The sequence below is a fragment of the Pradoshia sp. TA40_28 genome (genome assembly GCF_059694525.1).
On sequence record NZ_JCATZO010000009.1, the window covers coordinates 39,415 to 54,756 of the forward strand.

Below are 15,342 nucleotides of genomic sequence, written 5' to 3' on the forward strand. Positions count from 1 at the left end.
CTTTTAAAGACATTACACTACAGCTACTCGCTTTCCGTGGAGAGGAAGCCTTCTTGGCTACGCATGCTCAGGTCTCAGCCTTTCCTCTACTTCCCGCAGGAGTCGGTGGCTACAGCGAAATGGAACTTAGTTTATTCATGGTATGAAGAAGTATCTAATCTATTGAAAACAATTAAAAAATCCTCTGCTTAAACAGAGGATTGAATGTTAGTAGTATATGATTTTTGTTTGAATTTAATAAGAGCAATGAAAATCAGCAATAGAATAATACTGATGATCAGAAGGAAATTCCCATTTGGCAAATATTGAATGGCCAATCCGCCAAAAAACGGACCAGAAATGCTTCCTAGACTAAAAACTACACCACAAATAATATTACCGGCAGGAAGCAGTTGTTTAGGGAGTAAATCGGTCATATAACTGATTCCTAATGAGAAGGTAGAACCAACGAGCATGCCTGCAATAAAAAAGCATATAAATAATCCCGTAACAGTTTGTTCAATTAAGGCCGCTGTTAAGAAGATAGAAAATCCACCAAAAAGGACATATTGAAGGATACGTTTCCTTCCTAAAGAGTCACTTAATATTCCTAAGGGAATTTGAGTGATAATACTACCTGCTGCAAAAGCGGGGAGGATGATAGAAACTTGTTGGACATCCATATTAAGTCTCAATGCATAAATAGGAAAATTCCCGTTTAAAGAGGCTTCCAAAAACCCATATCCAAAAGGAGGCAAGAAGGCGACCCAAGCATATTTGGCCACTTTTTTAAAACGGTGTAAAGTACCGAAGACATTGGTGGTTTCTAGATCCTCGTCCGGAAATTCATTTTTTAATAAAAAGACACTCAACCAAGCAACAAGGCTGATTGCCGATGCTACGATAAAGGGTAAAGCACGGTTAATTTCAATTAAATTTGTCAGTAATGGACCTGCGGCGAAACCAATCCCGAAAGATAGTCCATAAATCGATATGTTTCTTCCCCTATGATTTATTGGAGTAAAGGCAGTAATCCATGTTTGAGTAGTAAAATGTAAGGTGTGATCGCCAATCCCAATGATCATACGGAGGATAAACCAGAACCAAAAGGAATCGAGAATCGGAAATAATAAAAACGCAATAATGACAGACAGTCCGCCAAAAACAATCAGAGGTTTATATCCGAATTTTCGCAAAGGGATTTCCATGAAGGGTGAGATTAATAAAATTCCAAGATAAAGTCCTGTAGCATTTAATCCGTTTAGTCCGGAACTGACTCCATCTTGTTCAAATATAATAGCGATTAATGGTAATAGCATCCCCTGTGAGAAACCTGAAACAGCAACCAAAATAATAAGTGCGGAAAACCTGATTTTTTGATAATTCATTCTCATCACTCCTCTATCTGAAATCCATATTAGAATTGTTTGTACACTTTAGCAAGAAAAATTGAGGGGAGTAATCTAAAGTTTTTTCGGGAATAAAGGAATATATTTTAGTTTGGAAAGGAATTTAGGGGATGGGACAAAAAATATTTTCAACGATGTTAATCATTGGGCTACCGGTTTCTGTGGCGGGCTCTCTTTTACACTGGCCTAGCCTGTTCATGTTTGCTGTTTATTGTTTGACGATTATTGCATTAGCAAGTTTTATGGGGAGAGCAACTGAAAGCTTAGCAATCATATCAGGACCGAGAATCGGCGGACTTTTAAATGCGACATTCGGTAATGCAGTCGAACTGATTATATCTATTTTTTCACTAAAAGCAGGACTGGTTGGAATTGTATTAGCTTCTTTAACAGGAAGTGTTATTGGTAATTTACTATTAGTTTCTGGAGCTTCATTTTTCTTAGGTGGTATTAAATATAAGCGACAAAAATTTAATGTATTTGATGCCAGGCATAATGCTGGGCTTTTGACCTTTGGAGTTTTAGTAGCATTTATCATACCAGAGGTGTTTGCTGGTGAGATGGAGGCAAACAACCAAATGGTCATGAGTGCAGGTATTTCTATTATTTTAATCTGCTTATATCTGGCTGCTTTGTTCTTTAAGCTGGTCACTCATCGAGGAGTTTATCAGCGTAAGGATGAGTTGACTGTCTTAGAGGAAGAAGTTGAAGAAGCAGAGTGGAGCAAGAAATGGGCGATTATGGTCCTAGCCTTAGCAACTGTGGCAGTAGCCTATGTGTCAGAGAATTTGGTACACACATTTGAAGAAGTAGGAAATCAGCTCGGATGGTCGGAACTGTTTATTGGGGTCATTATTGTGGCAATTGTCGGGAATGCCGCTGAGCATGCATCTGCTATTATTTTTGCCTATAAAAATAAAATGGATATTGCTGTTGAAATTGCGGTCGGTTCCACTTTACAGGTGGCCATGTTCGTAGCACCGGTGTTAGTTCTGATTTCTTTATTATTTGAAACACAAATGCCGCTTGTTTTCACAATGCCTGAACTGGTAGCCATGGTACTATCTGTCTTTTTAATGATTGTCATTACCAACGATGGGGAAACTAACTGGTTTGAAGGACTCACCTTACTTGCTGCCTATTTAGTAATGGGAATCGGCTTTTTCTTATTATAAGAATGAATCAAAAAAGACTCTGATCTAATTAAGATTCAGAGTCTTTTTATGTTTTTATTATTTGATTCTTCATATGCCCTGTCTAACTACATTCTAATCTTTCTAACGTTAAGTATTCTTTTTTAAGGAGTCTTCCCGTTCATAAAAACAGTCATGTCAGTTAGCTCTATAGGTCACATCCTTTTGCTTGGATTTTCTAAATTCATGACGAAATCTACCCTTTATGTTTTCTTATGTGAGGATTGGTTCAATAAGCATTCCTCCCCGTCGTTATTCCAGTTGTTGATTTCGCCTCCTTTACTTTATATTGTTATCAGTATAGCAGTAATTATCATTTTTGTAAATATTCTAAATTTTACAAAAGTATGACAAAAGTTTGTGTACTGTAACAATATAGAGAGACGGTAAAAGAATGTCTTATAGCTTTTTGAAATCAGATTCTGTTTTATCAAACAGAGCGGATAAAAGAATAAGTGCATTCTGAATAGATTTTTTGCTTAAGAGGGAAAATAACAGCACAATCATTCTTTTTTGTATGTTAGAAAGGAGCTTCAAGCATGAGAAAAAATGCTTTTATTATGGTCGTGATCGCTATGCTTATCATCATTCCGACCCAGCATAATTGGGCTGCCCAAAAAGATGGACCTGAATCTAAGTTAGAGGATACTAAGTATAAAATTCCGGAATCCGTTCTATCGATTACTAAAGAAAATACGTATCCGAATCCTAGTCAGGACTCGCCTATGCTCGAGCCAAGTGAGTTATCCAAACAATTACTGGGCTCCAGCAATGTTAAAATTGAAAATCCTGAACTGATTCATATGCTCAATGAAACCAATATTGGAAACAATCCTGTTGCGTTCTGGTATCGGGCTACCGTTTATTTAGGGAAATGGGCTTTAAATTATGAATCCATGGAAACCTCTCCAAACTGGGAATATCAAAAAATTAATACAAATTTTTATGATAATCGTGGAGGGGATACGAATTTTCAAATTCATTATGTACAAGAATCGCAAAAAGTAGTTCGAGGTGGATTGACAGCTAAAGTTCCATCCAGCGAGGATATTAAAAAAATGATGCTGGCGAGAGCATCTGAAAAATCAAAACTTCCACTAGCGTTTGAAACGGTTGTTGGTGGCGGAACAAAGAAAGATCGAGTATATAATATTCCGCCCATGAGATTGGGTTATCTATATGGATATGCGCCTGCTATTAATGAAAAGGGGAAAGTCACGTATGGTGAAGTCTATTTGGTGTTAAAAGGAAGTAAGCGTGAAATTGTAGTAAGAAATGTTACCTCGCAGGGAATTGGAGCTTGGATTCCCATTCAGGACCATGTCTCTTATCAATTTAGAGCTGTAAACCGACCATACTAATTGCAAAATCATGATCTTATAGCTTCAGCCGAGAATGGTTGAAGCTTCTTTCTTTGGGTAAAAATAAAAGTGACTAGTTGCGAATTGGGTTACTATCGTTTAGGATAATATTTATGCATGAAAGGAGCCGGATTAGTTTTGACAACACCAATTTATAACAAAGATGAACAAGTAAAATACTTAAAAGACAGACTTGAATTATTTATGGAAGTATTAGACCGTATAGAGCCTGAAACAGCGGATATTGAAGATATAGACCGCCTGATTGAAATCGTAGATTCAATCGAAGAAAAGTTTCAAAGCTTTCAAAATCGACCGGACACAAATCCGGAGAATGCATAAGTAGTTTTTTATGAGGCAAATCCTATTAAGCGTAGGATTTGCCTTTTTACTTATGAATATTTCCTTATTACATCTAAATTCATTAACTAAACGGCTGCATAAATTCCCATACTCTGATTAAAACTATCCTTATTAATGTATATTCAGGAGGGAAAATAGTGAAAAAATGGCTTATCACCGGATTATCCGCCATCATACTTTCGGGTACATTCTTTGGTGTCGCGGAGGCGATTTCAAATGTTCGGTATGATTGGGGATTTAATAAAGGTAAGAATGAACAACCTGCAGATGCGGGGCCGAAATATAATGCAGTTGTTGAAAAATATGGAGCGATCTATAAAGTAAACACAACCAAGAAAGAGATTTACTTAACGTTTGATAATGGATATGAAAATGGATACACGGAAAAAGTGCTGGATGTATTGAAGGAACATAAAGTACCGGCTACTTTTTTTGTAACAGGGCATTATTTGAATACAGCCGAACCTCTTGTGAAAAGAATGGCGAAGGAAGGGCATATAATCGGTAACCATTCCTGGGGTCATCCAGACTTTACACAGGTATCAGATGAGAAAATAGCCGAGGAATTGGATAAGGTTAAGAAAAAAACAGAGGAAATCACGGGGCAAAAAGAAATGGCCTATATAAGACCACCTCGTGGAATCTTTAGTGAACGTACGCTCCAGGCAGCTAATAATCTTGGGTATAAGCATATTTTATGGTCGGTTGCCTTCCTGGACTGGGATGTAAATCGTCAGCAGGGGTGGAAACACTCCTATGATCAGATTATGGCCCAAATTCATCCGGGAGCCATATTACTCCTACATTCTGTATCGAAAGATAATGCAGAAGCTTTGGGCCAAGTCATCACGGATTTAAAAAAGAGAGGATATACCTTTAAAAGCTTGAACGATATAAATTGTGAAAAACCACAACAGGCACCACAAAAGCCACAATCAGATATAAAAATTTGATGATATCCCCCTAAACCAACCGCTTACGTTTTAGTGAGCGGTTTTTAGCATTTAGAAGACTATGGTGAAGAGAGGACATCAGAATAATTTCCGAGATTGTCCTCTACTTATCTGGATTACCTATTTTGAATTTTTTGATTTTTTGTTCAAAAGCAGTGATAAAGAGGATGAAAATTTATATAATATTTTATAGGTCTAAATACCTACTAATAGTGTAAGGTAGCCTGACTTTTAGTTCTATAGAGAAAAGGAGAGAATCAGATGAAATGTCCAAATTGTAGTCATGAAAATGAAGGAGGAAATTTTTGCGAAATTTGTGGCACGCGGTTGGTTGAAGCGCCAGAAAGTGTTGCGCAACAACCTAATGGTCAAACCAATGAAAGTACAGGGGATTCTCAGACAGAAGATTATTTAAAAAAGACAAAGGAACAATCTAAACAATATCTCACCTATTTTATGGATGTAGTGAAAAAACCATATGCGAGTCTGCATGCTTCCATGGAAAATCAACATTTTCTTTATGCAATTATCACGTTTATTTTATACTGCTTGTTCATACCGCTAATGATTTACTTCGGAATAAAAGGAATCATAAGCAGCTTGGGCTCTTTCAGTTTGGGAACAACTTTTGATATTACTCTACCGTTTATGGACGTCGTCATAAAGCCATTTTTTGCTTTTGCAATATTTATGTTATTGGTAGCTGTTTTTACTTTTATGTCTATCAAATTGGGACGAGTAAATGTAACGTTTAAAGAAGTGTTTTCGAGATTTGGACTGTTGCTTATTCCTTTTGTTTTTATACTCACTATCGGACTTGTCCTGTCCATTTTAGAAGTAAGTCTATTTGTTTATTTCCTGGCAATTGGTTTAATTGGATCCGTCTATATCGCTGTTCCTGTACTTATTACATTCTATAAAAAAAGTTCACATGGTGAAGGCTTGGATGCCGTATATGGAACTTTGTTGACTTACATACTCACTTTTCTTGTCATACTAATTATGGGAGAAATGCTTTTTGATTCACTCATCACTACTATTCAGTCATACATCGGTGGATATTAATTATCATTCATTTTCAGATGCTTGGCGGGCTAAAGTTATTGCTCTTATAAAAAGTCATGTTGCTATTATGAGAGCGCAACTCCTGAACTTGAAAATCAAGGTCAGACCTATGAAGTTACGCTGATCTATAATGAGAAGGCGAAGAATGGTTGATAGACTCAATGGATTACAGATTCTTCTTTGATGAAAATGTGAAAAGAAATAAAAGAAGATTCTCCTAAGTGTACACAACCTCCTGATTAGATAGTATTTGCTATTTATAATCGAGAATAGAAAAAGACAGATAGTAAAGAGAGCGGAAGGTTTATTCTCAGTACTATCTGTCTTTTAATTTAGGATGAAAGATTCCTCGCTCTATTTGGCCTTCCTAAATAAAATTCACCAATTTCCCCATAGGAACCAATAGGGAATGATCCAGTAATGTATTATGATGATAAGTACCGATTAAAAGGGGTTTCTGTATATCCTTCATTTCGAGTTGTTTCATTTTGAATAGGAATAAAGGGAATCAGGTAGCATTAGGGGAGCCTTCGGTCATTGGCTGCTCAGTTTTACCGTAATATTAAATTTTTGGGTGATTCGACGCTTATTGCAGTTCTGCCTTACTAGAATAGTTAGAGGCAGATAAGCTATAATGAAAGGTAGAATGATAAATGAACGGAGGAGGGAATGTATGCTTACAGAAGCGAGCTCTCTTTTAAAAAAGTATTTTGGGTATGATCATTTTCGTGATGGACAAGCCAGGATTATTGAGCAGGTATTACAAGGGATTGACACACTTGGAATTATGCCAACAGGTGGAGGTAAATCGATTTGTTATCAAATCCCGGCGATGATGATACCGGGTGTTACCCTCGTTATTTCTCCATTAATCTCTCTCATGAAGGACCAGGTAGATTCACTGGATCAGGCAGGAATTCCCGCAACCTACATTAATAGCTCCCTAACCGCGAGTGAAGTGAATGATCGTTTGTATGATATCCAGCAGGGTGCTTATAAGCTTTTATATCTCGCACCAGAAAGACTTGAATCCCAAGGTTTTATAGAAGAAATCCGCCAATTGCCGATTGGATTAATTGCCGTCGATGAAGCTCACTGTATATCACAATGGGGACATGATTTCCGTCCGAGTTATTTACGCATCCAATCATTAGCTGAACAATTGGATTCAAATCCGGTTGTTCTGGCCTTGACTGCAACCGCTACTCCGCGGGTACAGGCAGATATACGCGGGTCCCTGAATATTGAAGAATCACGTACAGTCATAACCGGCTTTGAACGGGAAAACTTAAGCTTCCAGGTCGTAAAGGGACAAAATAAGCAAAAATATATTGATGCATATGTAAAGAAAAATAAACAAGAATCAGGGATTATTTATTGTGCTACAAGGAAAACAGTGGATCACCTATATGAGCGCCTGCAGCAAAAAGGCATCGCAGTTGGTAGGTATCATGCGGGTCTATCAAGTGCTGAACGCGACATGGAGCAAAGTAGATTTCTGAGCGATGAAATTTCCATCATGATCGCAACCAATGCGTTTGGTATGGGGATTGATAAATCAAATGTACGTTATGTGATTCATGCTCAAATGCCTAAAAATATGGAAAGTTATTATCAGGAGGCCGGCCGTGCCGGACGTGATGGATTGTCGAGTGTATGTATTTTGCTTCATTCTGAGCAGGATGTACAGGTTCAGCGTTTCTTGATCGATCAATCCTTTGGGGACGAGAATCATAAAAATCAAGAGCTGCAAAAGCTCTATCAAATGCGTGATTATTGCCATACACAAGGCTGCCTGCAGTCCTATATTCTGCACTATTTTGGTGAATTGGAGGCAGAGGATTGCGGACGATGCTCTAATTGTCTGGATGAACGAAGCACCAAGGATGTAACAAAGGATGCGCAAATGGTATTATCCTGTATGATCAGAACAGGTGAACGTTTTGGAAAAACAATGATTGCTCAAGTGTTAACAGGTTCATCCAATAAAAAATTGCTTGAACAGAACTTTCAATCTTTATCTACTTACGGGCTGATGAAAAGTCAATCAACGAAAGAGGTAGCTGATTTTATTGATTTTCTAACCTCTGAACAATTGATTGGAATCACAGGCGGGCAATATCCGCTTTTATTTGTAACGCCTGCCGGTAAGGAAGTATTGCTCGGTAAACGAACGGTAATGAGAAAAGAAGATGTGCGTATTGCAACCATTTCAAAAGATGATCCTTTATTTGAAGTACTGCGTGACCTTCGAAAACAAATTGCAGGTAAGGAAAAAGTACCTCCATATCTAATTTTCTCCGATCAAGCTTTGCATGATATGTGTGTAAAACTGCCGCAGACTACGGATGACTTCCTTGAAGTTAAGGGAGTCGGTGCCCAAAAGGCTGATAAATATGGTGTTCGATTTGTTGAAGCAATCAGTGGATTTTTAAAAGAAAATGAATATGAGGCATCGGTTGCGGTGGCAGTTGAGAACAAGTCGGCAGTGAAAAAAGCAAAGGCTGGATCAGCTAATTCACATTTGGATACGTACGAATTATATAAACAAGGGCATACATTGAAGGACATAGCAAAGGAGAGAGACTTGTCTCCAATTACGGTTGAAGGCCACTTGCTCCGTTGTGTAGAGGAAGGATTGCCGTTTGATTGGAAATTCTTCTTTTCGCCTGATGAGGAAGAACAGATTTTGCAGGCTATTGAGCAGTCAGATAGTGAATTTTTAAAGCCAATAAAAGAAAGGCTTCCTGATGAAATCAGCTATAGTGCTATCAAGGCGGTGCTATTGAAGAAGAAAATGGATACGGCTCCGATTTGATGGGCCGTTTTCCTATGTACCCATTTCGCAGTAAAACCTGTTATAATAACGGGACTAGTCTGCAAAGGAGTGATAGTGATGTGGAAAGAAACCATCCATGTAGAAGCTCCCTATGATTTTGACCTTGTATTGGAAAGGATCGGTCTTGATCCTTTGTATGAAATAGATTACCGTAATCGATTGATTCATGTCCCCTTACTGATTCACGGAAAGCCGAATGTATATACCGTTCAAGCGATTGGGAATGTCGATGAACCGGCTTTTGTGATTACCGGAAAAGAGGAACAGACACTAGCTACCAATCGTTTAATGGAGATTTTTCAGTGGCATCTACCACTTTCTGATATACATGCCCATTTTGGAGGGACAGAACTAAAGGACATTTTTACTCTCCATCGTGGAACCCCGCTTATTTTGGAATTTGATCTATACAGCTGCCTCGTAAAAAACATTATTCACCAGCAGCTAAATATGACGTTTGCCCAGAGATTGACGAAGGATTTTGTCACAACCTATGGGTTTCAAAAGGATGGAGTATGGTTTTATCCATCCCCAGCAACAACTGCTGCTCTGACGGTGGATGAGCTAAAAGGAATGAAATTCAGCGGCAGGAAGGCGGAGTATGTGATTGGTCTTTCAGAAAAAGTCGCAAGTGGTGAACTCAGGTTGGAAGAGTTGTGCACAAAGACGGATGAAGAAATTATAGCAGAATTAACTAGTATTCGTGGTGTCGGCAGGTGGACTGCGGAAAACTTCCTGTTATTTGGCCTTGGCCGTCCGAATTTATTTCCAAAAGCAGATATTGGTATTCAAAATGCCATTAAGTTGCTATATAACTTAGAACGAAAGCCAACAATGGAAGAGATGGAGCAATTCAGTAAGGAGTGGCACCCTTATTTAAGCTACGCCACGCTTTACTTATGGAGAAGCATTGAAAAACGGAGGAATATGGATGAACGAACAGGCAACATTAGTCCGTGAAGGACAAGAGATCTTACTAACAATTAAACGCCTTGGTATAAATGGTGAGGGAGTCGGCTACTATAAACGCCAAGTCGTATTTGTACCAGGTGCTCTGCCGGATGAAATTGTAGAAGTAAAGATTACGAAGGTCCATCCGAAGTATTCGGAAGGTCTTGTGAGAAAGATAAAAAAAGCATCACCGCATCGAGTTGACGCACCATGTCCGGTTTATGACGTTTGCGGCGGATGCCAATTGCAGCATTTAGAATATAGCCAACAATTGAAGGAAAAGCGTGATATTGTTATTCAATCATTGGAGCGTCATAGCAAATTTGATGCCAGCAATGTAGATATCCGTCCAACAATTGGTATGGAAAATCCATGGAATTATCGTAATAAGAATCAATTCCAGGTAGGTACCAATGAGAAACAAGAACTGATTGCTGGTCTTTATGCGGCTAACACTCATGATCTGATTAATATCGAAAATTGTATCGTTCAGCATGATGCGACAAATAAAGTTACCCGTACGGTACTAGATATCCTGCAGGAATTTGGATTGCCGGCCTATGATGAGAAGAAGAAAAGCGGGATCGTTAAAACAGTCGTAACCCGTGTTGGTTTCTCATCAGACCAAGTCCAAGTAGTGATTATCACCATTTCTGAAAAGCTACCTAAGAAGCGCCAAATCATTGAAGAAATCAACAAACGCTTACCGGAAGTGGTTTCAATTGTTCAAAACGTGAATAAAGAACAGACTCCGCTAGTATTCGGTGAAAAGACCATTCACCTCTGGGGAGAGGAAGCAATTGAAGAAGAACTCGGCGATCTATCTTATGAGCTATCCGCACGTACCTTCTTCCAATTGAATCCGGTTCAGACAGTGAAGCTCTATGATGAAGTGAAAAAAGCAGCCCGCCTTCATGGTCATGAACGAGTGGTAGATGCTTATTGCGGAGTGGGAACCATTGGACTATGGCTTGCAGATTATTGTAAAGAAGTCCGTGGGATGGATGTCATTCCGGAATCGATTGAAGATGCCATCCAAAACGCTAAGAAGCATAACATGGATAACGTCAGCTATGAAGTAGGCAAAGCGGAAGTCCTCATGCCTAAATGGCTGCGCGAAGGCTGGAGACCGGATGTCGTTGTCGTTGATCCACCAAGAAGCGGCTTGGATCAAAAGCTAATGGATGCCATTCTGCGAACACGTCCAAGAAAAATCGTCTATGTATCCTGTAACCCATCCACACTGGCCAAGGATCTGGACTACCTAAGCAAAAAATACAGACCAAAATATATTCAACCAGTAGACATGTTCCCACAAACTTCCCACGTTGAATGTGTTGTAGAGATTATGTTGAAGGTGTAACCAATTAATAAACTCGTTGCCTCATAAATAAACATTTGCTAATCGACCCTGTTTTCGTATGAATAATCTCTTGCGAAATCGGGGTCTTTTCGTGTTCAAACCCTTGTACCATCTGGATTCCTTCCAAATTCTCTACAGGTGATTTTCCCAAAACTTTATTTAATATGCCGAGAAAACGGTGAAAAAACAGGAAAAAAAAACGGTCATTTTTGATTCAAAAAAAGTCCAAAATGGGGGTTTCGAAGCAAAACTTTATTTTAACTCGACCGGTGGAATGCGGGTTGAGAAGGGGTGAAAAAGCAAGGATTTTTTAATGTTTAACAGAAGGTGTAACCATAAAATAGTTTTCCTATACAAAATAAAGTTTTCCGAATTTTTGGGTCTTTTTCAATATCTCCCTAGGTTCCATCCGATACGAATCCGGGCTTTTTTCAGTTTTCATTCCTCATGATCCAGCAGGAAAGTACCCACTTCCATTCATCTCTAATGCCAATCAACCCTCTGCTACAGGATAAAAAGAAAAAGAATGTGCAGCTCATCTGTATGTATGAGACATTATCTATTTAGTTCTCTCCCACTCCATATAAAGTTCAACATAAATGAAAAAGAGAAACAGACGGACATGAAATCATCAAGTGGCAATGATTGTGATTCTTGGACTACTTTTATTTATTAAGCTTTGTAATGTTGCCTATCTTAATACCAGCCTTGATAGGTGGCGTAAATCGTGTCCGCAGAATGGGCAAAGGAAAAAGTAAGATATCAACATGAATAGTAAGCTAGTTACGTGAAAAGTTATGTGTATTTTTGGTGTCTAATAAATATATCTAAGGGTTAAATTTGATGATTGTACATTGCTAAAGAAAGGTGATGATAAAAAGGAACTCTGGTAGTGATCCCATAAAGTGAGTGTTTTTATTATGAAGCAGATTGGCTGGTTTGAGTTTGGTATTGTACTGAACTTAAGCCAGCCTATTTTTGCTTAATGCATTTATTATTCTAGTAATTGTTTCTTTTTTGTTTCGTTTTAACTCTACATACTAATTTTCCCCTATGTACTTCTCTTGTTTTAAAATTGTTTCGCTGTGGAGAAACATCCTATGAATTAGTTTTTTTCTTTTAGCTTTGGGATACTGTACAGATGCAAAGTTCTTTTGTATATGCAATAACTAAACTGAAGGATCTGTGGGTTAGGTATTTTTAATTATTTTGTAACCAAACAAATTATATTTAGTTTAGTATGAACCAGCCCTAAATATTTGAATTAGAGTTTTGTGAATGTTTATACTAGAATAATATAAGGAATATTGTTTTATGTGTAGATTGGGTAGTTTATCTTGAATTTGTATCCATTTAATAAAATTGTTTAGGGTAGAAGCACTAAGATCTAGCATTCTGAGTAGTAGGATATACCTTTGTATTCCTTTGACGAGTCTGCTTATGTCTCACGGATGGGCATAGATGCAGAGAAGAACGATTTTCTGTCTGCAAGTACTGGATGATACGTGGTCTCTAATAATCATCTAACAGATAACAGTAACTGAACCTCATCCTAGTAAGGTATCTGTCTGATAAAGAGTTAAATTTAGTTATTGTCTACCCTGTAATGTATTTAGAAGGTAATAGATTAATAATTTACTATAACTACTGCGTTATGTTTAGGTAACACAATTTCAACTTATCTTTTGATAGATTGGATGCGCGTATAAACTGAGAGGTTGAATGCTGGTTTACCTAAAAACTGCTGTTGGTTCTAAACAGTTTGATGTATGATGTAAAAACTTGGGATTAGAAATACAGATTTAAAAGAAAGGAACATTTGATGAAAAAAGTATCGAACGTTTTTTGGATTACTTTAGGGATTGTGTTGGCAGCTCTTTTATATGGTGTGTTAGCTCCAGAAAGCTTTGAAAAAGCAACAGCAAACTTTCAGTCATTTCTTACGAATTCCTTCGGCTGGTATTATTTGATATTAGTTACGATCATTGTAGTTTTCTGTGTTTATCTTATATTTAGCCCGGTTGGTGCTATAAAGCTGGGTAAGCCTGAGGACAAGCCTGAGTTTTCGAAGGGTACCTGGTTTGCCATGCTATTTAGTGCAGGAATGGGAATCGGCCTTGTGTTCTGGGGAGCAGCAGAACCGTTATCGCATTTCTTAACTCCTCCGTTGGCTGAAGGAGGTACACCTGAGGCACAAAAAGAGGCTATGAGGTATACGTTTTTTCATTGGGGACTTCATGCATGGGGAATATATGCGATAGTAGCCCTTGTATTGGCTTACTTTCAGTTCCGAAAAAATGAGCCGGGTTTAATTTCGGCAACTTTAAAACCGATATTTGGAAAGCGAATGGAAGGGCCACTGGGGACGGTTGTTGATGTACTAGCAGTTTTTGCTACAGTCATTGGGGTTGCAACCACTCTCGGGTTTGGAGCAGTTCAAATTAATGGTGGTTTATCATACTTATTCGGAATTCCAAAAAACTTTACTATCCAATTTATAATAGTAGCTGTGGTTACAGTACTGTTTATGATTTCAGCTTGGTCTGGCTTAGGAAAAGGAATCAAATATTTAAGTAATGCAAATATCGGTTTGGCTCTTGTGTTACTTATTTTAATATTTATTGCAGGGCCAACCATCCTGACATTAAATATGTTTACCGATACAATTGGTGGATATATACAAAATATTGTTCAAATGAGTTTCCGGATTGCTCCTCTTAATGAGGAACATCGTTCATGGATAAACGGTTGGACCATTTTCTATTGGGCATGGTGGATTTCATGGTCTCCTTTTGTCGGTATATTTATAGCTCGTGTGTCAAAAGGCAGGACAATTCGAGAATTTATCACCGGTGTTTTATTGCTGCCTGCTCTCGTGAGCTTTATATGGTTCTCTGTTTTTGGTACTTCTGCAATTGATGTCCAAAGTGCAGGGAATATTGATTTAACAGGCTTTGCCACGGAAGAGGTCTTATTTGCAGTCTTGAGTGAATTGCCATGGTCTACTATTCTTTCGATAATTGTGATTACGCTCATATCTACATTTTTTATTACATCTGCGGATTCAGCTACATTTGTGTTGGGAATGCAAACCACATACGGTTCTCTCACACCTCCAAATTCCGTAAAACTAACATGGGGAGTTGCACAATCGGCTATTGCGCTAATTCTTTTATATAGCGGCGGGTTACAGGCGCTTCAAAATTCACTAATTATAGCGGCTTTTCCATTCTCTATTATTATAGTGTTAATGATGATCTCTCTTTATCGATCTTTAGCAAAAGAGAAAAAGGAGCTTGGCCTAAATATCAAACCTAAACCATTAAAGAAAAAAACAGATGTTTAATCTATGATCATTTACCATTTGTTATGAAGATTGTAAAGAGAAATAATCTCTGAGTCCATTAGCAGGGTTTTATAAGTAAGAAACGTTTCTTTTTATAGAAGCAATCAATATAGAATGCAGCTCCTTCTTAGGGGCTGTTTTTCATTTGTTATTTATATTATGTGTGTTCAAAAACAAAAAAAGAGGAAGATTCATAAGGTCAAATTTAAAAATAAACAGATGAAAGAGGAAGTAAATTAATGGGAGAGTAAATCAAGAAAGGAAATCTGGTTATCAAGTTTCATTGATTTAGGAGGTGCTGATATTCCGGAGAAGAAAAACTGTTAATTTAAGATAGTAAAGAGTGGTTAAATGTGTGGTTAGTTCATATAAGGACGTTCCTTACTGGCATTAATTAATTGATCTATTAGATGATAGGTAATTTTTTAGTGAAAAGCATACCTAAATTCATTAGAGTAAAAAACCCAGGGAGTCTCAATCTCTCTGGATCTTATATTGGTGGCTTACGAGCATTCTTTTT

General features: G+C 37.9%; 10 protein-coding genes. 9 read left to right on the top strand and 1 reads right to left on the bottom strand.

Features of this window, described 5'->3' with window-relative positions:
* Positions 1-188: 188 nt before the first annotated feature.
* Positions 189-1,367, bottom strand: a complete 1,179-nt coding sequence (locus tag AC58NB_RS12915; protein WP_497427251.1) for an MFS transporter — start codon at positions 1,365-1,367, stop codon at positions 189-191.
* A 131-nt stretch (positions 1,368-1,498) separates the two neighbouring features.
* Between AC58NB_RS12915 and cax the strand changes: the two genes are divergently transcribed.
* The 9 genes from cax to AC58NB_RS12960 all read left to right on the top strand — a co-directional run bounded on the left by cax (position 1,499) and on the right by AC58NB_RS12960 (position 14,822).
* The gene (cax, locus tag AC58NB_RS12920) at positions 1,499-2,563 is read left to right on the top strand and encodes a calcium/proton exchanger (protein WP_497427252.1); all 1,065 of its coding nucleotides are present in this window, start codon (positions 1,499-1,501) and stop codon (positions 2,561-2,563) included.
* 557 nt (positions 2,564-3,120) lie between these two features.
* On the top strand, positions 3,121-3,942 hold the full coding sequence (locus AC58NB_RS12925; RefSeq protein WP_497427253.1) for a YfkD family protein: 822 nt from the start codon (positions 3,121-3,123) through the stop codon (positions 3,940-3,942).
* Between the two features lie 138 nt (positions 3,943-4,080).
* The gene (locus tag AC58NB_RS12930; protein WP_497427254.1) at positions 4,081-4,284 is read left to right on the top strand and encodes an SE1561 family protein; all 204 of its coding nucleotides are present in this window, start codon (positions 4,081-4,083) and stop codon (positions 4,282-4,284) included.
* A 158-nt stretch (positions 4,285-4,442) separates the two neighbouring features.
* Positions 4,443-5,258, top strand: coding sequence for a delta-lactam-biosynthetic de-N-acetylase (gene pdaA / locus AC58NB_RS12935; protein WP_497427255.1), 816 nt, complete (start codon positions 4,443-4,445; stop codon positions 5,256-5,258).
* A 261-nt stretch (positions 5,259-5,519) separates the two neighbouring features.
* Positions 5,520-6,323, top strand: a complete 804-nt coding sequence (locus AC58NB_RS12940; RefSeq protein ID WP_497427256.1) for a hypothetical protein — start codon at positions 5,520-5,522, stop codon at positions 6,321-6,323.
* Positions 6,324-6,996: 673 nt separating this feature from the next.
* Positions 6,997-9,141 carry a DNA helicase RecQ gene (gene recQ / locus AC58NB_RS12945; RefSeq protein ID WP_497427257.1) on the top strand — a complete coding sequence of 715 codons (2,145 nt, stop codon included), beginning with the start codon at positions 6,997-6,999 and terminating at the stop codon, positions 9,139-9,141.
* Positions 9,142-9,219: 78 nt separating this feature from the next.
* On the top strand, positions 9,220-10,122 hold the full coding sequence (locus AC58NB_RS12950; RefSeq protein WP_497427258.1) for a DNA-3-methyladenine glycosylase family protein: 903 nt from the start codon (positions 9,220-9,222) through the stop codon (positions 10,120-10,122).
* On the top strand, positions 10,094-11,476 hold the full coding sequence (gene rlmD, locus AC58NB_RS12955; protein WP_497427259.1) for a 23S rRNA (uracil(1939)-C(5))-methyltransferase RlmD: 1,383 nt from the start codon (positions 10,094-10,096) through the stop codon (positions 11,474-11,476). Before AC58NB_RS12950 ends, rlmD begins: the two co-directional genes overlap by 29 nt.
* A 1,822-nt stretch (positions 11,477-13,298) precedes the next feature.
* The gene (locus AC58NB_RS12960; protein WP_497427260.1) at positions 13,299-14,822 is read left to right on the top strand and encodes a glycine betaine uptake BCCT transporter; all 1,524 of its coding nucleotides are present in this window, start codon (positions 13,299-13,301) and stop codon (positions 14,820-14,822) included.
* Positions 14,823-15,342 lie beyond the last annotated feature (520 nt).

What these genes read in the sequence shown, in the direction of transcription:
- recQ (WP_497427257.1), top strand. Translation starts at nt 6,997, where the DNA reads ATGCTTACAGAAGCGAGCTCTCTTTTAAAAAAGTATTTTGGGTATGAT.
- rlmD (WP_497427259.1), top strand. Translation starts at nt 10,094, where the DNA reads ATGAACGAACAGGCAACATTAGTCCGTGAAGGACAAGAGATCTTACTA.
- AC58NB_RS12925 (WP_497427253.1), top strand. Translation starts at nt 3,121, where the DNA reads ATGAGAAAAAATGCTTTTATTATGGTCGTGATCGCTATGCTTATCATC.
- AC58NB_RS12960 (WP_497427260.1), top strand. Translation starts at nt 13,299, where the DNA reads ATGAAAAAAGTATCGAACGTTTTTTGGATTACTTTAGGGATTGTGTTG.
- AC58NB_RS12940 (WP_497427256.1), top strand. Translation starts at nt 5,520, where the DNA reads ATGAAATGTCCAAATTGTAGTCATGAAAATGAAGGAGGAAATTTTTGC.
- AC58NB_RS12950 (WP_497427258.1), top strand. Translation starts at nt 9,220, where the DNA reads ATGTGGAAAGAAACCATCCATGTAGAAGCTCCCTATGATTTTGACCTT.
- cax (WP_497427252.1), top strand. Translation starts at nt 1,499, where the DNA reads ATGGGACAAAAAATATTTTCAACGATGTTAATCATTGGGCTACCGGTT.
- AC58NB_RS12915 (WP_497427251.1), bottom strand. Translation starts at nt 1,367, where the DNA reads ATGAATTATCAAAAAATCAGGTTTTCCGCACTTATTATTTTGGTTGCT.